Below are 22,318 nucleotides of genomic sequence, written 5' to 3'. Positions count from 1 at the left end.
CTCAGGGCACCCGGGCGGCCGCCACCATCGCCTCGGAGATCGCGTCGACGTCGGTTTCGGCGCAGATGTAGGGCGGCATCGCGTAGATCAGGTCGCGGAACGGCCGTAGCCACACTCCGCGATCGACTGCCACCTTCGTCGCCGCGGCGACGTCCACCGGGTGATCCAGTTGGATGACCCCGATCGCCCCGAGCACCCGCACGTCGGCGACCCCCGCCAAGCTCCGCGCCGGCTCCAGCCCGGCCCGCAGGCCCGCCTCGATCCGGGCCACCGCGCCCCGCCAGTCCTGGTCGAGCAGCAGGCCGATCGACGCGTTCGCCACGGCCGCGGCCAACGGATTGGCCATGAAGGTGGGCCCGTGGGCGAGGACCGGGACCTCGCCGCGCGAGATCCCGTCGGCAACCTCGGGCGTACAGAGGGTGGCGGCCATGCTCAGATAACCGCCGGTGAGCGCCTTGCCGACGCACAGCACGTCCGGGCTCACCCCGGCGTGCTCCGCGGCGAAGAGCGACCCCGTCCTGCCGAATCCGGTGGCGATCTCGTCGAAGACCAGCAACACGTCGTGCGCCCGGGTCAGTTCGCGCAGGGCCCGCAGGTAACCGGGATGGTGAAACCGCATGCCACCCGCGCCCTGCACCACCGGCTCCACGATCACCGCCGCGAGCTCGCCCGCGTGCCGTTCGATCGCCGCCGCCAGAGTGTCCACATAGGACTGCTCCGGCGGGGTGCGGAAACCGGCGGGTGGCGCGGGCACGAACACCTGCTCGGGCAGGACGCCGCGCCACAGCGAATGCATGCCGCCCTCGGGATCGCACACGCTCATCGGGTGGAACGTGTCGCCGTGGTAGCCGCCCCGCCAGGTGAGCAGCCGGCGTTTTTCCTTACGTCCCAACGACTGCCAGTACTGGAGGCACATCTTGACGGCGACCTCCACCGACACCGAGCCCGAATCACACAGGAACACGTGCTCCAGCCCGGCCGGGGTGAGTTCGGCCAGCGCCGTCGCGAGCCGGATCGCGGGCTCGTGCGTCAGACCGCCGAACATGACGTGGCTCATCCGCCCGGCCTGCGCGGCCAGCGCGGCGTCGAGCACCGGGTGCCGGTAGCCATGGATCGTCGCCCACCACGACGACATCCCGTCGATCAGCTCCCGTCCGCCGGCCAGCCGCAGGCGTACCCCGGCGGCCTCGGTGACCAGCAGCGGCTCCACCTGACCGGGCATCGCCGCGTAGGGATGCCAAACGTGCCGGGCGTCGAGGGCGAGGAGCTTCGCGGGATCCACGCCCGGCACCCTATGTCGTCGCGGGCGAGCGCACTTGCTCAACCAACGCGGATCGGTAGGGTCGCCAGTCCGCGCACCAGAGTGCTGTCCCGCCAGCGCAGTGCGATGGGCTCACCGTCGAGGGCCAGAGTGTCGAACCGGCGCAACAGGCCATCGAGCGCCACCTCGGCCTCCAGCCTGGCCAGCGGGGCGCCGACGCAGTAGTGGATGCCGTGCCCGAAGGCCAGATGCCCGCCCGGCTGCCGCGTGATGTCCAGCCGGTCGGCGTCGGGGAACCGGTCTCCGTCGCGGTTCGCGGCCATCAGCGACGCCATGACGAACTGGCCTGCCGGGATCTCGACCTCGCCCACCCGCACCGGCTCGGTGGTGAACCGGAGGGTCGCGATGTTGACGGGGCCGTCGAAGCGCAGGACCTCCTCGATGGCGTTCGGCAGCAGGGAGGGGTCCGCGCGGAGCTTGGCGAGCTGGTCCGGGTGGTTGAGCAGGGAGAGCACGCTGTTGCCGATCAGGTTCACCGTGGTCTCGTGACCGGCCACCAGCAGCAGGAACGCCATGGGCAGCAGTTCGGCATCGGACAGGCTGTCGCCCTCCTCGGACACGTGCACGAGGTCGGAGAGGAGGTCCTCGGTCGGCACCTGCCGTTTCTGACCGACCAGGGCGGTCAGGTACTGCGCCATCGCACCGGCGTCCCGTGCCACATCCTCGTAAGTGGACGCGGAGACCATGGTGTTGGTCCAGGAACGGAACTTCTCACGATCCTCGCGGGGCACGCCGAGCAGTTCGCAGATGACGGTGATCGGCAGCGGGAACGCGAAGGACTCCAGCAGGTCGACCTTGCCCGCCGCGGCGACGCCGTCGAGCAGGTCCGCGGTGATCTGCTCGATCCTGGGCCGCAGCCGGGCCACCGTCCTGGCGGTGAACGCCTTGTTCACCAGCTTGCGGAGGCGGGTGTGGTCCGGCGGGTCCGAGTTGAGCATGTGCCCGGACATCGCCTGCATGGCCGTGTCGGGCGTTTCGGTGGCGGTCACGTGCGTCCTGAACAGCTCCCGGGCGCGGTTGCTGTCCTTGCTCAGGCGGGGATCGGCGAGCACCGCCCTGGCGTCGGCGTACCGCGTGACGAGCCAGACCCGCAGCCCCCGTGGCATAACGGCCTGCCTTACCGGTGCTTCCTTTCGTAGCTGCCGGTACACCGCGTGCGGATCCTGAAGGAATTCGTGGTCGAGGTTGATGGGCTCGTCGAGCACCCGCATGAGACCCTCCCAGTCCGGTATGCCCCGACAACGCGCTGGGCGCTGGAATAGTGCCCACCGTTTCGGCGATGGCGCGCTCAGCGCTCGGCCAGCGCCCGGTCCACCCGCTCGATCACGTCCTGCCAGTATTCACGCTGCTCAGCGCGTTCCTCGGCGCCCGAAAGCCATTCCTGGTGAAACCGCACGGTCGTCTTCGCCCCGGACGGGCGGACCGTGACCTGGACGGTGGAGTCGTGGTCCCCCTCCCGCGGCCGCCAGGTGAGCCGGATCCGGTCCAGGTCATGGAAACTGCGAAGCTCTCCCATGGTCCCGCTCGAGGTTTCGTAGGTCGCCCCGCGCGCACGCGGCAGCACCGCGCCCGGCCCGAGCCAGATTTCCACTCCCTCCTTGCTGCTGAGAAACGCCCACACGTCGGTCACCGGATACGGCAGCGACTTGGCCACCCCGATCTGCCAGCCCGCACCGGCCGTCTTCCCCACTTCTCTACCCACGCGATCAGCATGGCATTGAGGACCGGGATCCAGCGCCCACGGACGCGGGTAGCCAGCGCAGGCGCGTGCCCGGCCGTCTGGCACTCAGGAAGGATCGAGGCATGAAATACCGTCCGATTTCCTTCCCCCGCCTCGCCGGCGAGTTGGCCGAACGAATTCTCGCGATGCCGGGCCGGGAGTGGGTACGGGTCGCCGTGGACGGGGCCGTGGACACCCAGGTACTGGCCGATGCGATGGCCGACCCACTGCGGGTCGGCGGGCGACCCGCCCTTCGGGTGTCCACAACGGACTTCCTGCGGCCCGCGTCGCTGCGGTTCGAGCGCGGCAGGCGGGATCCGGACGCGCGCTACTCGGATTGGCTCGACGAGGGAGGCCTGCGCCGGGAGGTGCTGGACCCGCTCGCCCCCGGCGGCAGTGGACTGGTGCTGCCCGCGCTGTGGGATGCCGGACGCGACCGTGCCACCAGGCTGGACCGTGCCCCGCTGCCACCCGGCGGGGTGCTGATCGTCGACGGGGAACTCCTGCTCGGCCGGGGACTTCCCCTCGAGCTCACCGTGCACCTTGCCCTGTCGGCAAGTGCTCTGCGGCGCCGCCTGCCCGAAGACGAACACTGGGCCTTGCCCGCCTACGAGCGTTACGACCGCGACGTACGTCCCGCCGAGGTGGCGGACGTGCTGGTGCGAGCCGACGATCCGCGCCATCCGGCCGTCCGGGAAGCCGCCTGACCGGCTCTGCCCGGGACGGAACACGTCGTGGCCGACCGGCAGTCGACAACGAACTCCGCGGCCGGTCTACCCGCACACGTGTCTTGCCAAAGCAGTTGGTTTTTCCCATGACAAGAAGAGATCATGCGAAGGTTCCACCTTCCGGTACCCCTGATCGCGCTGCTCGCGCCGGCGGGAAACGGCGTCGCCGGTGCGGACACGCCCGAGATGCCGCGCAATGTCGCTCGGCTGGACCACGTGGACACGCCGTCCGCGGTGACCGACCTTCATCCCCTGTCCCCGCGGGGACGTCATGTTCGGGAACGGGCCGTTCGGCCTGCGCGCGTGGTCACTCGCCGATCCCGCGCATCCCCGGCAGATCGGCGAACTGCCGGCCGCCGCGCTGGCCCTGCCGGGAGACGACGTGTCGAAGGGTTTCCGGGAAGGCGAGCACCTGCAGTCCGATCCCGTGCACAAGCTGGTGTTCGTCACCAGGGACCTCTCGGCGCGAACAAGCAGACCGGCAGTTCGGCGATCCACATCATCGACGCGCGCGACCCCGCGCACCTTCGCCTGATCAGCACGCAGATCGAGCCGGCCGGGCACACTTCGCAGTGCATCAACGGATGCCAGTACCGGTGGAGCGGCGGACCGAGCCACACCGTTACGGGAAACCAGCCACCGGACTGGGCCGGCCAGCCCGCGTGGGTCACTGACGTGCGCGATCCCACGAAGCCCTACACCTATCCGGCCCCGGTCGACCTGCACCGCAACTACGGTGTCACCGACTACGTGCACGACGTGCCGAAAGGCAGCGAGGCGGCCACGCCGTCCTATCACCGGGGACCGGTTCATGCCGCCCAGCACTCCGGCGGCATCGACGTCCTCCACTTCACGGCCTAGCCGACAAGCGACTGGAAGCGCTCGGCCAGCAGGTCCCAGCGCCAATGCTCGCTGACCCAGGCGCGGCCCGCGGCGCCCATCTTGCGGGCCCGTGCCGGGTCGTCGAGCAGCGGGGCGATCGCCTCCACCAGCTGCACCAGGTCGCGGCCATCGACCACGTGCCCGGTCACCTCGTCGAGCACGGTTTCCGGAGCGCCGCCCGAGCGACCCGCGATCACGGGGAGACCGGTCGCGGAAGCCTCCAGGTAGACGATCCCGAGTGCCTCCACGTCCAGGCCCTTGCCGCGGGTACGGGCGGGCATGGCGAACACGTCGCCGGCCGTGTAGTGGGCGGCCAGTTCCTGCCACGGCACCGAGCCGGTGAACACGACATCGCCGCCCAGCTCGAGGTCGTCCACCAGCGCGGTCAACCGCTTGCGGTAGGGACCACCGCCGACGAGCAGCAGCGTCACGTCCGGAATCCGCTTTCGCAACTCCCGCAAGGCCAGCACCAACATGTCCTGCCCCTTGCGCGGAACCAGCCGGGACACGCACACCACCGTCGGACGGTCGCCGAGACCGTACCGCTTCCGGATCTCCGCGCGGGCGGCTTCGTCTGGGCGGAACAGCGCGGTGTCCACGCCCGATGGCAGATGCTCCAGTCCGGCCATCGGGCCGAACGCCGCGGCGAACCGGCGGCGCGTGTACTTGCTGACATACGTCAGCACGTCGGTCGTGTTTCCGATACGGCGCAACGCCTGCCGTGCGACCGGAAGCATCGACCAGCCGACCTCGTGGCCGTGTGTGCAGGCGACGATGCGCTGGGCACCGGCGGGGCGGAAGGCGGGCCCCAGCAGCGCCAGTGGCGCGGCCGCGCCGAACCAGACCGCTTCGCAACCGCGCGCCCGCATGATTGCCTTCGCCCGCCGGAGCACGTCCGGCGTGGGCAGCATGAGCGAGGTGGGGTGCCGGACGACCTCGAACGGCGCGGCGTCGTCGAACTCGGGATGGGAACCGGAACCGGACTCCCAGGAGGGCGCGTATACGACCAGGTCGTCGGCGGGCAGGCGGCGGGCCAGCGAGTCGAGGTAGTTCTGGATCCCCCCGGGGCGGGGCGGGAAGTCATTGGTCACCAGCAGGGTCCGCAGCACGATGGGAGGCTACCGAGCCACGGAAAAAGGGGCGGCACCCGCCTTGCGCGGTGCGCCGCCCCTCGTTTCCCCACAGGTCAAGTAGCGACCCGGCGGGCATTGCTGATGTTGTTCGGGACCGATGAGATCTTGACCACATCGCCGGTGTCGGGCGCCTGCACCATCTTGCCGTTGCCCAGGTACATCGCCACGTGGTAAGCGGGCGAGCCCTCGAAGAGCAGGTCACCCGGCTGGATCTGGGACAGCAGCACGGCGACGCCGTTCTGCTGCTGCTGTGCCGCGGTGCGGGGCAGGGTCGTGCCCGCCTGATTGTACGACCACAGCATCAGCCCGGAGCAGTCGAAGGTGTTCGGACCGGTGGCCCCGTACACGTAGGGGTCCCCGAGCCTGCTCAACGCGGCGTTGATCGCGGACTGGGCGGCCTGGGTCGGCGCCGGCAGGCCCGGGGCTGCACCACCGGTGTCCCGCTGCGCGGCCCGGTCCGCGGCGGACAGCCTGGTCCGGACCTGGTTGATCTCGTCGATCTGCTTCTGCAGGTCGGCCGAGCGCGCGTTGAGGTCGTTGAGCAGTTGCCGCGCCGCGTCCGACGCGGCCTGCGCCCGGTTCTTGGCGTCGTTGGTCTGCTGCTGGGCCGCCGCGGCCGCGCCGGACGCGTCGAGGTAGCCCCGCAACACCTTGTTCTTGCCGTCGGCGAGCACCGCGAGCGCCGAGGACCGGTCCAGGAAGTCCTGGGTCGAGGTGCCGCTGAGCAGAGTGGACAGCTTCGCGAACTGGGCGCCACTGACGAACGACTCGTCGGTGAACTGGTCGACCTCGCCCTGGTAGCCGGACTGGTCGGCGAGGGCCTTCTGCACCGCCTGCTGAGCCGCGGCGAGATCTGCGTTCGCCTTGTTGAGGTCGGCCTGCTTGGCGTCGTAGTCCGCCTGCGCCCGCAGCTTCTGCTCGTTGAGCTGTTCGGCCTGCTGCGAGAGCTGACGGTACTGCGCCAGCGCGTCCGACGAGTTGGTCGGGGGGTTGTCGAGTAGGGGGGCGGGGAGGGCGGTGGCCTGAGGGAAGCCGACAGCCACGATTACGGCGGTGGCTGCCAGAGCTCCTGCGACCACGCGCTTCAACGGTTGCGACTGCACGCCGCGCGTGTCTCCTTTGCGCTCGGCCGCCTGCCGACGCCGCCACCGCGGAGGTCGGGGGCCCTCCGCACGCCGTACGGGTGGACACCTCACCCGACCCGGCTGGCAGCGACTCCAGCCCGGTCCCAGGCGCAGAGGTAGTGCACCTGGTTCAACGCGCTGGTTCCGGCGCAGCTCCCCGACAAAGCTGCTTCGGCGGCGATCTCGCGTCGCCGCCACGGGTAGGCGACTATCGCCCGCGAGATCTCGGACAGGTTACGGAAACGCAGCCTTCGCGTCTACCTGCCCCCACAAAAAAACTCTCGGTGATGACAGGGTCACTCATTTGGATCAGCAGAAATCCAATGGGTGTAACCATGCCCCCATCTGGATGAGCGCCCGACTACTGACCGTTCGTCGACCAGATCGACCGTTTGCCGTTTCCGCTGCTTCAGGCCGCTTTGTCCCGGAACGTCCGTCTCAGCGGAGTCATCCGCAACTCCGGTACCAGGCCACCGTCCGAGAGCGCCTGCACCGCCCGCCACTCGGTTTCGTCCCATTCGACCGGCCGTGGCGCATCCACCAGCGCCCCGACCACACAGTCGGCACAGGAAATGCCCCGCAGCACACACCGGCCGCAGTCGACGGTCACGCCTTCGTCGTTCACAAGTCCCTCCTCGAACCTTGGTTCGACTACGTCGGGACCTACGTTAAGCACCCCCACCGACAGTTTTGTTCGAGCACGTGTGCGGGCAGCCAGGCCGCGACACCGACCACCAACCTCCGGTCAACCACGACGGCGGCCTACCTCCCCACCCCCGTACACCATCGTTGTCGACCACCAAGCGCCCATCGCACATTTCCCCGGCGTACCCAGCAACATGGTTCGAGCACGTGCACGGGCAGCCAGACCGCGACACCGACCGCCAACCTCCGATAGACCACGACCGGCCTTTCCGCCCCGCGGCTTCGCGGGGTCGGGTCCCAGCCGATCGGGCTCAGACGCGGCCGAGGCGGGTGAGCAGGACCGCGGAGGCCACGGAGTGCGCGCCCAGGGAGCGCGTCGAGTCCGCGACCGCTCGGTCCGAGGTCGCCACCACCAGCGGGCGTCCGGTGGGTTCGGCGGCGACCAGTTCACGGATCACGTCGTCGGCGAGCACGCCGCGCTTCGAGAACAGCACACGGACCCCGCGGATCGCGGCTGTGGGCACCGCGAGCACGCCCGCGCCGTCGAAGACGACGGTCACCTCCGCACCGGTCCGCGAGGCCAGCGCGCCCAGTTGCTGGACGAGCCGGTCACGCTGGTCGGCAAGGGCGAGCTCCGGATAGCCGGTCTTGGTGACGTTGTAACCGTCCACGACGAGGTGCACGCTCGGCAGCGCGAGCAAGCGGTCGAGCGCGGCCGGATCGCGGACCTGGCTGCCGTTTGCCGCGCCTGCCCGCGCACCCCGGAGCTGATCCGCGGGCCGCAGCGTGCCGGTGCCGAGGGACAGCTCACGGCGCAGTCCGGCCACGGCACCGTCCAAGGTGTCCACGAGCAGCCGCAACCGCACCTCGTCGGCGTCACGGGCCTCGCGGGCGGACTGCCGCGCGATCTCCGCGTCGGCCACGGCCCGTTCGGCGCGGGCGCGTTCGGTTGCCGCCCGCTGCCGCTCACGCTCGAGCCGCGCGGTCAGCGAAGCCAGCTCTTCGTCCCGGTGCGCGTCCGCCTGCTCGGCTTGCGCTCGCGCCTGCTCGGCCGCGTCCCGCGCCTGCTTCAGCACGACACCCTGCTCCCGCAGGCGGCCTCGGAGCTTGACGACCTCCTCCTCACGCTCGCGACGCGCCTGGTCGACCGCTTCCAGCGCGGCCGAAAGCTCCGCCTGGAGCTGCGCCAGCTCCGCCTCGAGCCGTTGATTACGCGCGATCGCGGCATCCCGCTCCGCCCGCAGCGCCGTTTCGGCCGCGTTCTTGGCCACCAGCCGGACTCGCGAGTTCGCCGACGCTTCCCCGAGCAGCAGCGCGGCGGTGGCCGCGGCCACCGAATCCCCGTCGTTGGGGTTCAGCGCGTCGGGTCGGTACTCACGCAGCCATTCCAGCGTCGCGGTGCGGAAGGCGGACGAGTCCTGCAGAGTGGTCAGCAGGGCAGTCGCGCCGAGGCGGGCCCGTTTGGCCGGCGCGAACTTCGCGACCGGCCTCAACTGCTGCGGAATGTCCAGTCTGGGCATCTTCCCGAGTGCCTCCGCGGCGAGCTCGGCCAGCCGGACGCGGACGGGTTCGGGCAGCTCACGCCAGTCGTTGGGCTGCTCGGGCCCCGGCTCCGGCCGCTGGGCAGCGGAGGGCGGCCGGAGGACTGGGGCTGGGGCGGCCGGCTGTTCCGCGTGCGCTGAGGGCGGCATCCATCCAGGGTAAGGGCCGGACTCGCCGATGGCAGGTGTGGCTCGCCCAACGGGACGTTCGAAACGGCTGGAACGCGCGGGCGACGGGCCTCCGGCGTGGTCGTCCGGCGGCCACGAACGTCCCGTGGCGCGTCGCGAAACAAAATTGTCGGTGGGTGTGTTTAGGGTGCCGATCATGCGTGCCGCGAGTGATCAACTTGCCTTCGACGAGCTCGGCACTCCGCTCCGGGACACCACGTTCGTCGTGTTCGACCTGGAGACCACGGGCACGCGGCCCGGCCAGGACGGGATTACCGAGATCGGCGCGGTCAAGGTGCGCGGCGGTGAGGTGCTCGGCGAGTTCGCGACCCTGGTCGATCCCGGCATGCCGGTTCCGCCGCAGATCGTCGCGCTGACCGGGATCACCGGCGCGATGCTGCTCGACGCTCCGCCCCTCGGCCAGGTGCTGCCGGCGTTCCTGGAGTTCGCCGCCGGCGCGGTGCTGGTCGCGCACAACGCTCCGTTCGACACCGGTTTCCTGCGCGCGGCGTGCGGCGAGTACGGCTACGCCTGGCCCAGGCCGGCCGTGGTGTGCACCGTCCGGCTGGCGCGGCGGGTGCTCACGCGGCAGGACACGCCAAGTCACCGGCTCGCCGCGCTGGCCGCGCTGTTCGGCTCGGCCACGACGCCGAACCACCGGGCGCTGGTCGACGCCCGCGCGACGGTGGACGTCCTGCACGCCCTCCTCGAGCGGCTCGGACCGGTGGGCGTCCACTCGCTGGAGGAGCTGCTCGACTACCTGCCCGAGGTCACCACGGCACAACGCGGCAAGCGCGGGATGGCCGCGCACCTGCCCGAGCGGCCTGGTGTGTACCTGTTCCGTGGCCCTTCGGACGAAGTGCTCTATGTCGGGACGGCACGGAATCTGCGGCGGCGCGTGCGCCAGTACTTCACCGGTTCGGAAAGCCGCGGCCGGATCCGGGAAATGGTCGCGCTGGCCGGCCGGGTCGACGCGATCGAATGCTCGCACGCGCTGGAAGCGCAGGTGCGGGAGTTGCGGCTGCTCGCCGCGCACCGGCCCGCCTACAACCGGCGATCGAAGAACCCGCACGCCTCGTGGTGGCTCGTGGTGACCGAAGAGGCCTTCCCGCGGCTCTCGGTGGTCCGGGTGGCCAGGGACGGCGCGCTCGGGCCGTTTCGCTCACAGGCCGCCGCCAAGCTCGCCGCGGACGTGCTGTCCGGCGCCTCCGGGCTGCGCACCTGCACGCAACGGATCTCCGCGCGAGCGCCGTCGGGAAGGCCGTGCACGCTGGCGGAACTGGGCCGGTGCGCGGCGCCGTGCGCCGGACGGCAGAGCAGCGACGAATACCGGCCCGGCGTCGACGCGGTTCTCGAACTGATCGAAGGAACGGGGGCGGCGCCGCTGGATTCCGCGCTGCGCCGGCTCGATTCGCTCACCGAAGCGCAGCATTTCGAACAGGCGGCCCGGTGGCGGGACGAGCTGGCCGTGCTGGTGCACGCGGTCCGGCGGGCGCACAGGCTGTCCGCGTTGGCCGCCATTCCGGAACTGATCGGAGCATCCCCGGATGGCGCGGGCGGTTGGGAGTTCGCGGTGATCCGGCACGGCAGGCTCGCCTCGGCCGGAGTGGCCCGCCGGGGCGTCCCGCCGATGCCCGTCGTCGACGCGCTCGTGGCCGCGGCGGAAACGGTCGAGCCGGGGCCCGGCCCGCTGCGCGGCGCGCCTGCCGAGGAGGTCGGCCTCCTCCTGCGCTGGTTGACCCGGCCGGGCGTGCGGTTGGTCCGCACGGCGGTGCCGTGGGCCGAGCCCGCCCGCGGCGCCGGCGGCTGGGGCAACTGGCTTGAGCGCGCCGCGACCGCGGTGGCCCTGGAGAACACCGGCGCTGGCTAGGCTTGAGCCGAAACAGCCACTCACAACGAGGAGGAACGCGAGTGATCACCGCGATCGTGCTGATCCACGCCGTGGCCGAGGCCATCCCGGAGACCGCGCAGGCGATCGCCGACATCGACGGCGTCTCCGAGGTGTACTCGTGCGCCGGCGACGTCGATCTCATCGCGATCGTCCGGGTGGCCCGGCACGAGGATCTCGCGGACCTGATTCCCGGCAGGATCGGCAAGGTGCCGGGCGTGATCGACACGGACACGCACATCGCGTTCCGCTCCTACTCGACCAAGGACACCGAATCGGCCTTCGCGATCGGCGTTCCCGACGCCGACTGAGCCGGGAAAACCGAGGAGCCCAACGTGAAACGTCACGTTGGACTCCTCGTCGTCCGACCTAGTGGTCCGGGGTCTTCCAGCCGGCGGGGACCTCTTCGGCGGAAGTGGCCTCGCCGTGGCCGTTGCCCTTGGCGCGGTCGAGCGCCGCGGTTTCCTCGGCCGGGTCCGGCGCCAGCAACGTGCCGGGGACCGGACGGCCGGCCGCGCCGAGCTTGTTCATCTTCTTCGGCACCGGGGCGCCCTGGTACTCCAGCGGGATCGGGTGGCCGTGCGAGTCCACGCCCGCGAGCGGCTGGTGGACCTCGATGAACTCACCGTGCGGCAGCCGCTTGATGATGCCCGTCTCGACGCCGTGCTCCAGCACCTCGCGGTCGGCCCGCTGCAAGCCGAGGCAGATCCGGTAGGTGATGAAGTAGGCCAGCGGAGGCGCCACCAGCACCCCGATCCGGCCCGCCCAGGTCGTCGCGTTCAGCGAGATGTCGAACTGGTCGGCGATGATGTCGTTGAACCCCGACGCCTCGATCACCGCGAAGAACGCCAGCGCCATCATGCCGAGGCTGGTCCGCACCGGCACGTCCCGCGGCCGCTGCAGCAGGTTGTGGTGCGCGGTGTCCCCGGACAGCTTCCGCTCGATGAACGGATAGACCAGGAACAGCGCGAACAGGATGGGCAGGCCGACCCCGCCCGCGAAGAACACCGCCGGGACCGTGTAATTGCCGAGGTAGAGCTCCCAGGCGGGGAAGATCCGCAGTATGCCGTCGGCCCAGGCCAGGTACCAGTCCGGCTGCGAACCGGCCGACACCTGCGCGGCGTTGTACGGGCCGATGTTCCAGATCGGGTTGATCTGGAAGACGCCCGCCATCAGCGCGAGCACACCGGTGGTCACCGCGAAGAACGCGCCTCCCTTGAGCGCGAACACCGGCATGATGCGCACGCCGACCACGTTGGTCTCCTTGCGCCGCACCCCGGGGAACTGGGTGTGCTTCTGGTACCACACCAGCGCCAGATGAGCACCGACCAGCGCGAGCATGATCCCGGGCAGCAGCAGGATGTGCAGCGTGTACATCCGGGGCACGATCTGGTCACCGGGGAACTCGCCGCCGAACAGCGCCCAGTGCAGCCAGGTGCCCATCACCGGGACCGACAGCACGACGCCGGACAGCGTGGCCCGGATACCGGTGCCGGACAGCAGGTCGTCCGGCAGGGAGTAGCCGAAGAAGCCCTCGAACATGCCCAGGATCAGCAGCAGCCCGCCGACGATCCAGTTCGCCTCACGCGGCCGACGGAACGCGCCGGTGAAGAAGATCCGGAACATGTGCACCATCATCGCCGCGACGAAGATCAGCGCCGCCCAGTGGTGCAACTGCCGCACGAACAGGCCGCCCCGCACATCGAACGAGATGTCCAGGGTGGTCGCGAACGCCCGCGACATCTCCACGCCCTGCAGGCCGGTGAAGCTGCCCTGGTAGGTGACCTCCGACATCGACGGGTCGAAGAACAGGGTCAGATACACCCCGGAGGCGATCAGCACGATGAAGCTGTAGAGCGCGATCTCCCCGAGCAGGAACGACCAGTGTGTCGGGAACACCTTGTTCAGCTGGTGCCGCAGGCCCTTGGCCAGGTGGTACCGCTGGTCCATGTTGGTCGCTGCCTCGGCCGCATGCTTCTCGAGCGCGCTGGCACCCTTGGTGGGCGTGGTGAGTGAACTCATGACTTCCGCTCCCAAAAGGCCGGTCCGACCGGCTCGATGAAGTCGCTGCGTGCCACCAAGTATCCCTCTTCGTTGACCGTGATGGGCAACTGCGGCAGCGCGCGGGTCGCCGGGCCGAAGATCGGCTTGCCGTAGTGCAGCGCGTCGAACTGCGACTGGTGACACGGGCAGAGGATCCGGTTGGTCCGCTGCTCGTACAGCGACGTGGGACAGCCGACGTGAGTACAGATCTTGCTGTAGGCGTAGTACTCGCCGAAGTTGAAGTCCTCCTGGCCGGCCCGCTTGGTCACCCTGGCGACGTCCTCCGGGCGGAGCCGGATCAGCATGACCGGGGTGTCCGACCGGTTGAAGGTCGCGGCCAGCTTCTCCGGGTCGTCGCGCTGGGACTCGTGGAACGGGAAAACGGTCTCCATGCCGCCCGCGTCCAGGTCCTCCGGGCGGATGAGCACGATGTCGTGCGGCTTGCCCGTGTAGCGCCGGAGGTAGACGACGTCACCGGCGTGCTCCGGGGCCCACGGGGTGTGCCACAGCGTGTCCGCCGGGTTGTTCGCCTTCCACGGACTCTTGATGAACGACGCCACCGGAAGGGCCACCAGGCCGAGGCCGAGCGCACCACCGCCGAGCGCGGCGCTGCGCTTGATCACCGACCGCCGGGCGATCGTGCTGCGGCTGCCGGAGTCGGCCAGCTGCGCGACGATCGTCTGCTTGTCGATTTCCGCCGAGCCCTCGCCGGCGCCGTCGTTGCGCTCCTGCACCGACAGTTCCTGCGGAACGAACTTCTTGGTGTAGAGCAGGATGCCGATCGCGAGACCGAGGACCGCCAGGCCCAGCGTCACGCCCAGCGCGGGCGTGTAGAGGTCGTACCAGAAGGTGTCCCCGGACTCGGGCGACCTGTACTTCCACACATCCGGCCAGCACAACAGCACCACGAACGCGAGCCCGGCGAGCCCGGCGATGGTGAACCACAGCGCGATGACGCGTTCGGCCCGCTTTTCCGCGCGTGTGCCCTTGACCGGCCACGGCTCCGGATAGTCGACGATCTCCACGCCGTCCAGCGCCGCACCCAGCTTGACCAGCTGGTCCCGGTCCATCTCGGCCAGTTCCGATTCGGACGGCTGAGGTACGTCCTTGCTGCTCATGCCCTCGATCCAATCCACAAGGTCACGCCGACCAACGCGGCGATACCCACGACCCAAGCGATGACGCCTTCGGACGCCGGGCCGAACCCGCTCAGCGACGCACCGCCGGGGTTGTTGTTCCCGTCCGACACCGACTTGATGTAGGCCACGATGTCCTTCTTCTCGTCCGGCGTGAGTTGCCGGTCGGAGAACTTCGGCATGTTCTGCGGGCCGGTGAGCATCGCGGTGTAGATCTGGTCTTCGCTGGCCGGGTCGAGGCCCGGCGCGAACTTCCCGGCGGACAGGGCGCCACCCCGGCCGGTGAAGTTGTGGCAGGAAGCACAGTTGAGCCGGAACAGCTCGCCACCGCGCGCCACGTCCGAGCCGCGCAGCGCCGCACCGGTCTCGGCGGGCCGCTCGGGGCCGCCGCCGTTGGCCTGGACGTAGGCACCGACCGCGTCGATCTCCTCCGGGGTCAGCTTCGGCGGCTTGCGTTCGGCCTGAGCCTCCTGGCGCGCCATCGGCATCCGGCCGGAGGAGGTCTGGAAGTACACCGCCGCGTCGCCGACGCCGATCAGGCTCGGCCCGCGGTCCTTGACGCCCTGCAGGTTCGAGCCGTGGCAGGTGATGCAGGTGTTGTTGTAGACCTGCTCGCCCAGCCGCAACTGGGCCGGGTTCTCCTGGGCCTGCGCGGTCTGTGGCTTCGGCACGAAGACGGCGTAGGCCGCTCCCGCGCCGAGCAGCGCCACACCCAGCGCGAGCAGGCCCGCCACCCGCCTGCGCAGCTTCGTGCGCGCGCGGAACCTGCGCTCGGAGGTCTTCTTGCTGGTGGTCATCTCTGCGGCAACCCTTGCTGTCGGAGTTCGGGAAAAGGCCCTGCGGTCAGGGGAGGAGTTCGATGACCGCGAACAGGCCGATCCACACGATGTCGACGAAGTGCCAGTAGTAGGACACCACGATCGCCGAGGTCGCCTGCGCGGGCGTGAACTTGCTCAGCTTGGTGCGGATGAGCAGGTACACGAATGCGACGAGCCCACCAGCGACGTGCAGACCGTGGAAACCGGTCGCGACGAAGAAGATCGAGCCCCACGCGCTGGAGGGGATGGTGACGCCCTCCTCGATGAGACTGGCGTACTCACCCGCCTGGCCCGCCAGGAAGATCGCGCCCATCAGGAAGGTCACCACGTACCAGCGGCGCAGGCCGTAGACGTCCCCGCGCTCGGCGGCGAACACACCGAGCTGGCAGGTGAACGACGACGCCACCAGGATGATCGTGAAGGGCAGCGAATACGGGATGTCCAGGTGGATCGGCTCGCCGGTGGCCGGGTTGATCGGCGGCCAGACCCCGCTGGAGTTCTGCGCCTTGATCGTGAAGAACATCGCGAACAGCCCGGCGAAGAACATGAGCTCACTGGAGAGCCACACGATCGTGCCGACACTGACCATGTTCGGCCGGTTCAGCGAGTGCACCCGCTGGCTGATGGTGGGAGCTGTCACGAGTCGCATTATGTCCTCCTGGGTCTCGGCCCGCCCGGTCGGGTCTGACGCGGGTTGGCCGCGACCACCAATGCGGAACGTGAGGGATGGCCATGGGCATGTTGAATCGCGTGCGGGAGCTGCTCGGAAAGCGCCCGCAACCGCGGCTGGCGGTGGACTCCCCGGGTCTGGTCGTGGTGGCGGAGGCGTTTGACGTGGCAGAAGCCGACTCGGCGGTACTGGCCAGGGCGAAGCAGTGGACCGCCGCGGAGCCGGCCGTGCTGCGACACCATCTGGCGTTACCGCCGGAGGTGGTAGGCGAGGCGGCGCGAATCCTTGCCCAGGACGGGTGGGAATTACGCACGGTGTCCGGATCCGGCAGCTCGGTGCGGCTGCACGCGCTGCGCGTGCAGACCCTCGACACGCTCCACTGTGCGCAAGAACGCGCCAGAATGGCCGGGCTCGCACAACGGCTCGGCGGGGATTCGCTGGGCTGGGACGCGTTGCAGCCACGAGGACAGGCGTGAGATTGGCCACGGCAGGCCCGAGCCGGCCGCCGCACGGGATGGTGTTCGCGCTCCGGGGGCCGCGAACACTAGCATCTAGGTCCATGAGCGAGCAGCCGATGAGGGTTCTGGTCTTCAGTCACCGGCCGGAAGTGCGCGAGTCGATCATGTCGGCGGTCGGCCGCCGTCCCGCCACCGATCTCGGCCGGGTCGACTACGTCGAGGCCGCCGGTGTGGCGGAGGTGCTGATGGAGATGGACACCGGCGACATCGACCTCGCGATCCTGGACGGTGAGGCCCAGCCGACCGGCGGCATCGGGCTGTGCCGCCAGCTCAAGCACGAAATCGACGACTGCCCGCCGATCGTGGTCGCGGTGCGCCGCAAGGACGACCGGTGGCTGGCCACCTGGTCGCAGGCGGACGCCGTGCTGGTGCACCCACTCGACCCCCTGACCGCGGCGGAGACCGCCGCGGACGTGCTGCGGGGCCCGCGTGTCCCGGCCGTTCGCGCATGACCCCGCTCGTGCCGGGTCGCGGCAATCAAAGCGGTCGCAAGGCGTGCCTTCTTCCGCAGCCGGGGCGGCGGGTCGCCCTTCTCGACGAGACGAGCTGGGATCTTGACGAGCGCGCCGTCGAAACGATCGCGGTCGCGCACAATGTTGCGGAGAACACAGCGTGAGTAATAGCCAGACCTGGCCGGGGTTGCTCAACCAGCTCATCGTCGGCGCCGACCTCTCCGCCGATGACGCCGCGTGGGCGATGGACCAGATCATGTCCGGCGAGGCGACACCGGCGCAGATCGGCGGCTTCGCGGTCGCGTTGCGCGCCAAGGGTGAGACGGCCACGGAGATCTCCGGGCTGGCGTCCGCGATGCTCGCGCACGCGCGCCGGGTGCGCATCGACGTCCACGCGGTGGACATCGTGGGCACCGGAGGCGACCGGTCCGGTTCGGTCAACATCTCCACCATGGCCGCGTTGGTCGTGGCGGCCGCCGGGGCGCCGGTGGTCAAGCACGGCAACCGCGCGGCCTCGTCGAAGGCCGGGGCGGCCGACGTGCTCGAGGCGCTGGGCATCCCGATCGACCTGCCACCTGAGGGGGTCGAACGGTGCGTGGCCGAGGTGGGTATCGGCTTCTGCTTCGCGCCGGTCTTCCATCCAGGATTCCGGCATGCCGGGCCGGCGCGGAGCCAGCTCGGCGTGCCCACGACGTTCAACCTGCTCGGGCCGCTGACCAACCCGGCCCAGCCGCGCGCGGGCCTGATCGGGTGCGCGTACCCGGACAAGACCGAGGTGCTGGCGCAGGTGTTCGCCGAACGGGGCGCCACGGTGCTGGTGGTCCGCGGCGACGACGGCCTCGACGAGATCACGACCACGACCACGAGCTCGGTGTGGGTGGTCTCCGGCGGCGAGGTGCGCGCCGAACGCTTCGATCCCTCCGCTTTGGACATTCCCCGCGCTTCGGCGGAGGACTTGCGCGGCGGGGACGCCGCGACCAACGCCGAGGTGGTGCGCGACCTGGTAGCGGGAAAGCCGGGGCCGGTACGGGACGCCGTGCTGATCAACTCGGCGGGTGCGCTCGCCGCACACGCCGGGTTCACCGGTTCACTCTCCGACGCCCTGGCCACCGGGCTGACCAGGGCCACCGAGGCGATCGACTCGGGCGCGGCGGCCGACCTGCTCGCGAGGTGGGCGACGCACGCCTGAAGGCGTTGTCAGCCGCCCCCTTGCCCGGGCTCGGGGCGGGCTGAGGTCATCTTGATCGGGCGAGCCGGAACCCGAGGTCGTCCACGCGAAACGTTGGGTGGCTCTTGCGGCGGCACGAGGAGTTCCGCCAGATCGGCCAGGAACCAGACCTGGCGGCCTCGGTCGGACTCGGTGGCCGGCTTCGGCCCATTCGGCACACAGTGCGGTTAGCCGGATGCCGTGCTGCTCCTGGACGGTATCCGGCATGCGCAAACCCCCGCCTTCGGGCTATTACCCCAAATTGACCCTATTATGCACAGAATAGGGAATATGGAGAATGTACAGGCAAATAGACCTGCCTGAATCGCCCGGCGCACTCGTGAGCTGATAACTCGCGCGCCAGGGGGGAACTCACACGACGCCGGAGGGGACTCGCGTCAAAGCCGGACTCACCCGCCACGAAAGCCCGACTCGCACATCACGAAAGCCCGACTCGCGGAGGCGCGCAACCGTCGCGAGTTTCGCGTTCGGCTGGCGACGCGGGCGCGCGCCAGCGAGGCTCTTTATTCGTGGTTGGGGCCGGTGTGGTACTCGAAGACCAGGCCACCGACGGTGATCAGAATCAGCACGCCGGCGATGACGATCAGCCAGATGTGGAAGAAGGCCATTGCCAGACCCGCGGTGGCGACCGAAGCGGCCATGCCGATGGGCCAGTAGCTGCCGGGGCTGAAGAAGCCCATCTCGCCGGCGCCGTCGCTGATTTCGGCGTCCTCGCGGTCCTCCGGGCGCGGCTCGATGCGGCGGGAGATGAACCGCATGTAGCTTCCCGCGATCAGCGCGAGGCCACCGGTCAGGATCAGCGAGACCAAGCCGACCGGCTCGACCCCGTAGCCGCTCCAGTAGTACGTGGTCACGCCGTAGACGATGGCGATGAAGAAGCAGAATGCCGTGACCAAGTCGAAAATCCGGGCTTCGACCTTCATGGAAGTCCCCTTCTCAGTATTCCTGGCAATTCTGCGAGCGATCGCAGTCACGTCCACGGGGCGCGACAGTCGCCCCAACCGGTGTCACGTCTGGTGGGCGCCCCGCAGCCGAGACGGCGAAGCCTTCGGCGACAAGCCCGCTCACGGGGCGACCCGGGTGCCGCCAAATCATTATCGCACCCACCTCAGCTCGTGGCCGTACGCGCGGTGCGGTCGGTGTTGAACGGCTGTGTGGTCACCGCGTGCGGTGTGCACGGCTGCCCGCAGCCCAGCGCGGAGAGTGCTTCACTGGCGGTGTTCGGCAACCCGGTGGCCGGGTTGACCTGCGTCCGCAGCTGAATGTAGCGGGCGTACTCGTCCGCCGGCAGGGCCCGGACCTCGAAGTTCATCATCGAGTGATAGGTGCCGCACAGTTCGGCGCAGCGTCCGACGAAGGACCCGGGCCGGTCGATCGTGTTCTGGAACGAGGGGTCCTGGTTGTTCTTGTCCGGGTACGGGAAGACGTCCCGTTTGAAGTTGAACTCCGGCACCCAGAACGAGTGGATCACGTCCGTGGACCGCAGGTTGTACTGGATGGTCTTGCCGACCGGGAGGACCAGCAGCGGGATCTCGCCCGAGCTGCCCACCGTCTTGATCGTCTGCCCGGTGGAGTCCTTGGCCTCCTTCGGGTAGTCGAACTCCCAGTTCCACTGGAACGCGATGACGTCGACCGTCACGTCCGGGTTGGGCTTCTTGTTCAGCACCTGGCTCTCGGTGGTCGCGGTGAAGAAGAACAGCACGCACACCATCACCAGCGGCAGCACGACGCAGAACAGCTCGAGAGGCACGTTGTACTGGAACTGGCGGGGCAGCTGGGCCGGATCGGCGTTCTTCTTCTTGCGGTGGAACGCCGACGACCAGAAGATCAGGCCCCACACGATCACGCCGACGACCAGCGCCGCGATCACCGACCACGTCCACAGCCAGCGCATCTTGTCGGCCTGCTCGGTGACCCCGACCGGCCAGCCGAAGCGCAGCACCTCGTCACCCGAGCACCCGGTCGCCAGCAGGGCGACCAGCCCGGCCAGCGCGGCGACCTTACCGACCCTCTTCAACCCAGGCCTCCTCGAATTCCGTGGACAGCCGGAGTCTAGGGCGTCCTGCGGAGCGCGTCCGTCGAGGGTGGTGGTGGATGGGCGGGCTGGGGCTGACCGTTTGACATTCCCCGCTGACCAAGGGGTAACCGTCCCCGCCACGACGACCCGGCATACTGGGCCCTCGACAACCGGCGATGACTCGAGGGTGTGAGTACACGTGTGCGGCCTGCTTGGACTGGTCTGTACCAGCGAAAACGACGCGGCCAAGGCCCGTGACGCGGTGGGTGCGGCCCTGCGCTGCCAGCGCCACCGGGGACCCGACGAGACCGACACCTGGGCGGAGGCCGAGGTCGTCTACGGCTTCAACCGGCTCGCGTTCATCGACGTGGAGCACGCGCACCAGCCGCTGACCTGGGGCCCGCCCGAGTCGCCGAACCGCTACACCCTCAACTTCAACGGCGAGATCTACAACTACCGGGAGCTGCGTGAACAGCTCGCCACCGAGCACGATGCGAAATTCGCCACAGAAGGCGATGGCGAGGCGATCGTGGCCGGCTACCACTACTGGGGGCAGGCGGCGGTGAGCCGGTTGCGCGGCATGTTCGCCTTCCTGATCTGGGACGCCGACGAGAAGGTCCTCTTCGGCGCGCGCGACCCGTTCGGCATCAAGCCGTTGTTCTACTCGGCAGGCCCCGGTGGGACGGCCTTCTCAAGCGAGAAGAAGAGCCTGCTGGAACTGTCCGACGTGCTCGGCGTCAAGGAAGAGCTCGACACCCGCGCGCTGCAGCACTACCTGACTCTGCAGTACGTCCCCGAGCCCGAATCTCTGCACGCCGGGGTGCGCCGGATCGAGTCCGGTACCTCCTTCACCGTCTCTCCGGGCGGGCAGCTCAAGCACGAGCGGTACTTCTTCCCACAGTTCGCCGCGCGACCGGTGCACTCCCAGGCCGACGCCGACGCGCTGTACCAGCGGATCGCCGACGCGATGCGCGACTCGGTCGGCAAGCACATGATCGCCGACCCGGACATCACCGTCGGCGCATTCCTGTCCGGCGGCATCGACTCGACCGCGATCGCGGCCCTGGCCAAGGAGCACAACCCGAACCTGATCGCGTTCACCACCGGCTTCGAGCGCGAGGGCTACTCCGAGGTGGACGTGGCCGCCGAGTCCGCCGCGGCGATCGGCGTGAAGCACGTGATCCGCACGGTGACCGCCGACGAGATGATGGACGCGCTGCCGCTGATCGTCTGGTACCTCGACGATCCGGTGGCCGATCCGGCGCTGGTCCCGCTGTGGTTCATCGCCCGCGAGGCGCGCAAGCACGTCAAGGCGGTGCTGTCCGGTGAGGGCTCGGACGAGCTGTTCGGCGGGTACACGATCTACAACGAGCCGATCTCGCTGGCGCCGTTCGAGAAGGTGCCCGGGAGCGTGCGGCGGCTGCTCGGCAAGGTGTCGGAGAAGATCCCCGAAGGCACCCGGGGCAAGGACCTGCTGCGCCGGGGCGCGCTGTCCCTGGAGGACCGTTACTACGGCAATGCCCGGATCTTCCGTGACGACCAGCTGCGCGGCGTGCTCCGAACCTTCGTCGAGGGCGTCGGACACCGCGACGTGACCGCCGAGCACTACCGGACCTCGGCGGGCTGGGACCCGGTGGCCCGGATGCAGCACGTGGACCTGTTCACCTGGCTGCGCGGCGACATCCTGGTGAAAGCCGACAAGATGACCATGGCGAACTCGCTGGAGCTGCGGGTGCCGTTCCTGGACGCCGAGGTGTTCAAGGTCGCGGCCGGGATTCCGCTGGATCAGAAGGTCACCAAGGAGACCACCAAGTACGCGCTGCGCCGGGCCCTGGACGGGATCGTGCCCGCACACGTGCTCAACCGGCGCAAGCTCGGCTTCCCGGTGCCGATCCGGCTGTGGCTGCGCGACGAGATGTATGACTGGGCGCGCGGCATCGTCAACGACTCACACACCGACGCCCTGCTCGACAAGCGCGCGGTGCTGCGCCTGTTGGAAGAGCACAAGGCCAGGATGCTGGACCACGGCCGCCGCATCTGGGCCCTGCTGGTCTTCATGATCTGGCACGGCATCTTCATCGAACACCGCATCAAGCCCGCGGTGCCCGAACCCGCCTACCCCGTCAAGATCTGACGCGTCCAGCACTCGCACAGCAAGGGGCCACGACCCCGCCGGCATGGTGTCCAACGCTCACCCGCTTCAACGGGATGCCGTGATCCCTGGGTGCGAGACCCCGCGTCCCCTTCCGCCAAGGCCGATACGGCCGGCCACAACGCGAATTGTGG

Annotated in this window: 23 protein-coding genes; 10 read left to right on the top strand and 13 right to left on the bottom strand. The window is 69.4% G+C overall.

The window, feature by feature from the left end; all coding sequences use genetic code 11:
* Position 1: 1 nt before the first annotated feature.
* The 3 genes from VJT49_RS28590 to VJT49_RS28580 form a co-directional block, all read right to left on the bottom strand.
* The gene (locus tag VJT49_RS28590; protein WP_324168053.1) at positions 2–1,282 is read right to left on the bottom strand and encodes an adenosylmethionine--8-amino-7-oxononanoate transaminase; all 1,281 of its coding nucleotides are present in this window, start codon (positions 1,280–1,282) and stop codon (positions 2–4) included.
* A 38-nt stretch (positions 1,283–1,320) separates the two neighbouring features.
* A complete protein-coding gene (locus VJT49_RS28585; protein WP_324168052.1) occupies positions 1,321–2,532 on the bottom strand; it encodes a cytochrome P450 in 1,212 nt (403 codons plus the stop codon).
* A 77-nt stretch (positions 2,533–2,609) separates the two neighbouring features.
* The gene (locus tag VJT49_RS28580) at positions 2,610–3,023 is read right to left on the bottom strand and encodes an SRPBCC domain-containing protein (protein WP_324168051.1); all 414 of its coding nucleotides are present in this window, start codon (positions 3,021–3,023) and stop codon (positions 2,610–2,612) included.
* Between the two features lie 101 nt (positions 3,024–3,124).
* On the opposite strand from VJT49_RS28580, the gene VJT49_RS28575 reads away from it, so the two are divergent.
* From VJT49_RS28575 to VJT49_RS28565, 3 genes are all read left to right on the top strand, one after another.
* Positions 3,125–3,748 (top strand): uridine kinase, encoded by a 624-nt coding sequence (locus VJT49_RS28575; protein WP_324168050.1) that lies wholly within the window; start codon positions 3,125–3,127, stop codon positions 3,746–3,748.
* Between the two features lie 292 nt (positions 3,749–4,040).
* Positions 4,041–4,304 carry a hypothetical protein gene (locus VJT49_RS28570; protein ID WP_324168049.1) on the top strand — a complete coding sequence of 88 codons (264 nt, stop codon included), beginning with the start codon at positions 4,041–4,043 and terminating at the stop codon, positions 4,302–4,304.
* Between the two features lie 140 nt (positions 4,305–4,444).
* Complete coding sequence (locus VJT49_RS28565) at positions 4,445–4,630, top strand: hypothetical protein (protein WP_324168048.1); 186 nt, start codon at positions 4,445–4,447, stop codon at positions 4,628–4,630.
* Here VJT49_RS28565 and VJT49_RS28560 read toward each other — a convergent pair.
* From VJT49_RS28560 to VJT49_RS28545, 4 genes are all read right to left on the bottom strand, one after another.
* Positions 4,627–5,760 (bottom strand): glycosyltransferase family 4 protein, encoded by a 1,134-nt coding sequence (locus tag VJT49_RS28560; protein ID WP_324168047.1) that lies wholly within the window; start codon positions 5,758–5,760, stop codon positions 4,627–4,629. The two genes, VJT49_RS28565 and VJT49_RS28560, sit on opposite strands and share 4 nt — an antisense overlap.
* A gap of 77 nt (positions 5,761–5,837) precedes the next feature.
* Positions 5,838–6,887, bottom strand: a complete 1,050-nt coding sequence (locus tag VJT49_RS28555) for a C40 family peptidase (protein ID WP_324168046.1) — start codon at positions 6,885–6,887, stop codon at positions 5,838–5,840.
* 430 nt (positions 6,888–7,317) lie between these two features.
* Positions 7,318–7,533, bottom strand: a complete 216-nt coding sequence (locus VJT49_RS28550) for a hypothetical protein (protein ID WP_324168045.1) — start codon at positions 7,531–7,533, stop codon at positions 7,318–7,320.
* A gap of 331 nt (positions 7,534–7,864) precedes the next feature.
* Positions 7,865–9,244 (bottom strand): NYN domain-containing protein, encoded by a 1,380-nt coding sequence (locus tag VJT49_RS28545; protein ID WP_324168043.1) that lies wholly within the window; start codon positions 9,242–9,244, stop codon positions 7,865–7,867.
* A 175-nt stretch (positions 9,245–9,419) separates the two neighbouring features.
* Here VJT49_RS28545 and VJT49_RS28540 point away from each other — a divergent pair, with 175 nt between their 5' ends.
* A complete protein-coding gene (locus VJT49_RS28540) occupies positions 9,420–11,132 on the top strand; it encodes a DEDD exonuclease domain-containing protein (protein ID WP_324168042.1) in 1,713 nt (570 codons plus the stop codon).
* A gap of 41 nt (positions 11,133–11,173) precedes the next feature.
* Positions 11,174–11,461, top strand: a complete 288-nt coding sequence (locus VJT49_RS28535; RefSeq protein ID WP_324168041.1) for an Lrp/AsnC ligand binding domain-containing protein — start codon at positions 11,174–11,176, stop codon at positions 11,459–11,461.
* A 58-nt stretch (positions 11,462–11,519) separates the two neighbouring features.
* Here VJT49_RS28535 and VJT49_RS28530 read toward each other — a convergent pair whose 3' ends face one another.
* From VJT49_RS28530 to VJT49_RS28515, 4 genes are read right to left on the bottom strand one after another with little or no spacing between them, the layout of a single operon-like run.
* On the bottom strand, positions 11,520–13,172 hold the full coding sequence (locus VJT49_RS28530; protein ID WP_324168040.1) for a cytochrome bc complex cytochrome b subunit: 1,653 nt from the start codon (positions 13,170–13,172) through the stop codon (positions 11,520–11,522).
* Positions 13,169–14,311 (bottom strand): ubiquinol-cytochrome c reductase iron-sulfur subunit, encoded by a 1,143-nt coding sequence (locus VJT49_RS28525; RefSeq protein WP_324168039.1) that lies wholly within the window; start codon positions 14,309–14,311, stop codon positions 13,169–13,171. Before VJT49_RS28525 ends, VJT49_RS28530 begins: the two co-directional genes overlap by 4 nt.
* The gene (locus VJT49_RS28520; RefSeq protein ID WP_324168038.1) at positions 14,308–15,126 is read right to left on the bottom strand and encodes a c-type cytochrome; all 819 of its coding nucleotides are present in this window, start codon (positions 15,124–15,126) and stop codon (positions 14,308–14,310) included. The genes VJT49_RS28525 and VJT49_RS28520 overlap by 4 nt, the downstream gene beginning before the upstream one ends.
* Positions 15,127–15,172: 46 nt before the next feature.
* Positions 15,173–15,796 (bottom strand): heme-copper oxidase subunit III, encoded by a 624-nt coding sequence (locus tag VJT49_RS28515; RefSeq protein ID WP_324168037.1) that lies wholly within the window; start codon positions 15,794–15,796, stop codon positions 15,173–15,175.
* Positions 15,797–15,879: 83 nt separating this feature from the next.
* Between VJT49_RS28515 and VJT49_RS28510 the strand changes: the two genes are divergently transcribed.
* The 4 genes from VJT49_RS28510 (at position 15,880) to trpD (ending at position 17,976) form a co-directional block, all read left to right on the top strand.
* The gene (locus tag VJT49_RS28510; protein WP_324168036.1) at positions 15,880–16,293 is read left to right on the top strand and encodes a hypothetical protein; all 414 of its coding nucleotides are present in this window, start codon (positions 15,880–15,882) and stop codon (positions 16,291–16,293) included.
* Between the two features lie 83 nt (positions 16,294–16,376).
* Positions 16,377–16,787: a hypothetical protein gene (locus VJT49_RS28505; RefSeq protein ID WP_324168035.1), complete on the top strand. Its 411-nt coding sequence runs from the start codon at positions 16,377–16,379 to the stop codon at positions 16,785–16,787.
* Positions 16,784–16,951 (top strand): hypothetical protein, encoded by a 168-nt coding sequence (locus tag VJT49_RS28500; protein WP_324168034.1) that lies wholly within the window; start codon positions 16,784–16,786, stop codon positions 16,949–16,951. The genes VJT49_RS28505 and VJT49_RS28500 overlap by 4 nt, the downstream gene beginning before the upstream one ends.
* Complete coding sequence (gene trpD, locus VJT49_RS28495) at positions 16,948–17,976, top strand: anthranilate phosphoribosyltransferase (RefSeq protein ID WP_324168033.1); 1,029 nt, start codon at positions 16,948–16,950, stop codon at positions 17,974–17,976. The genes VJT49_RS28500 and trpD overlap by 4 nt, the downstream gene beginning before the upstream one ends.
* Before the next feature lie 542 nt (positions 17,977–18,518).
* Here the strand turns inward: trpD and VJT49_RS28490 are convergent.
* The gene (locus VJT49_RS28490) at positions 18,519–18,938 is read right to left on the bottom strand and encodes a cytochrome c oxidase subunit 4 (protein WP_324168032.1); all 420 of its coding nucleotides are present in this window, start codon (positions 18,936–18,938) and stop codon (positions 18,519–18,521) included.
* A gap of 185 nt (positions 18,939–19,123) precedes the next feature.
* Complete coding sequence (locus VJT49_RS28485; protein ID WP_324168031.1) at positions 19,124–20,032, bottom strand: cytochrome c oxidase subunit II; 909 nt, start codon at positions 20,030–20,032, stop codon at positions 19,124–19,126.
* Between the two features lie 199 nt (positions 20,033–20,231).
* Here VJT49_RS28485 and asnB point away from each other — a divergent pair, with 199 nt between their 5' ends.
* Positions 20,232–22,166 carry an asparagine synthase (glutamine-hydrolyzing) gene (asnB, locus tag VJT49_RS28480; RefSeq protein WP_324168030.1) on the top strand — a complete coding sequence of 645 codons (1,935 nt, stop codon included), beginning with the start codon at positions 20,232–20,234 and terminating at the stop codon, positions 22,164–22,166.
* Positions 22,167–22,318: the final 152 nt, after the last annotated feature.

The organism is Amycolatopsis sp., from assembly GCF_035276945.1.
In the GTDB taxonomy this organism is placed as follows: domain Bacteria; phylum Actinomycetota; class Actinomycetes; order Mycobacteriales; family Pseudonocardiaceae; genus Amycolatopsis_E.
This window is presented reverse-complemented; position numbering and strand designations above follow the sequence as displayed.

Coding starts and splice junctions, on each gene's coding strand:
- VJT49_RS28585 (WP_324168052.1), bottom strand. CDS start 2,532: ATGCGGGTGCTCGACGAGCCCATCAACCTCGACCACGAATTCCTTCAG.
- VJT49_RS28575 (WP_324168050.1), top strand. CDS start 3,125: ATGAAATACCGTCCGATTTCCTTCCCCCGCCTCGCCGGCGAGTTGGCC.
- VJT49_RS28570 (WP_324168049.1), top strand. CDS start 4,041: ATGTTCGGGAACGGGCCGTTCGGCCTGCGCGCGTGGTCACTCGCCGAT.
- VJT49_RS28545 (WP_324168043.1), bottom strand. CDS start 9,244: ATGCCGCCCTCAGCGCACGCGGAACAGCCGGCCGCCCCAGCCCCAGTC.
- VJT49_RS28540 (WP_324168042.1), top strand. CDS start 9,420: ATGCGTGCCGCGAGTGATCAACTTGCCTTCGACGAGCTCGGCACTCCG.
- VJT49_RS28530 (WP_324168040.1), bottom strand. CDS start 13,172: ATGAGTTCACTCACCACGCCCACCAAGGGTGCCAGCGCGCTCGAGAAG.
- VJT49_RS28525 (WP_324168039.1), bottom strand. CDS start 14,311: ATGAGCAGCAAGGACGTACCTCAGCCGTCCGAATCGGAACTGGCCGAG.
- VJT49_RS28520 (WP_324168038.1), bottom strand. CDS start 15,126: ATGACCACCAGCAAGAAGACCTCCGAGCGCAGGTTCCGCGCGCGCACG.
- VJT49_RS28515 (WP_324168037.1), bottom strand. CDS start 15,796: ATGCGACTCGTGACAGCTCCCACCATCAGCCAGCGGGTGCACTCGCTG.
- VJT49_RS28510 (WP_324168036.1), top strand. CDS start 15,880: ATGGGCATGTTGAATCGCGTGCGGGAGCTGCTCGGAAAGCGCCCGCAA.
- VJT49_RS28505 (WP_324168035.1), top strand. CDS start 16,377: ATGAGCGAGCAGCCGATGAGGGTTCTGGTCTTCAGTCACCGGCCGGAA.
- VJT49_RS28500 (WP_324168034.1), top strand. CDS start 16,784: ATGACCCCGCTCGTGCCGGGTCGCGGCAATCAAAGCGGTCGCAAGGCG.
- VJT49_RS28490 (WP_324168032.1), bottom strand. CDS start 18,938: ATGAAGGTCGAAGCCCGGATTTTCGACTTGGTCACGGCATTCTGCTTC.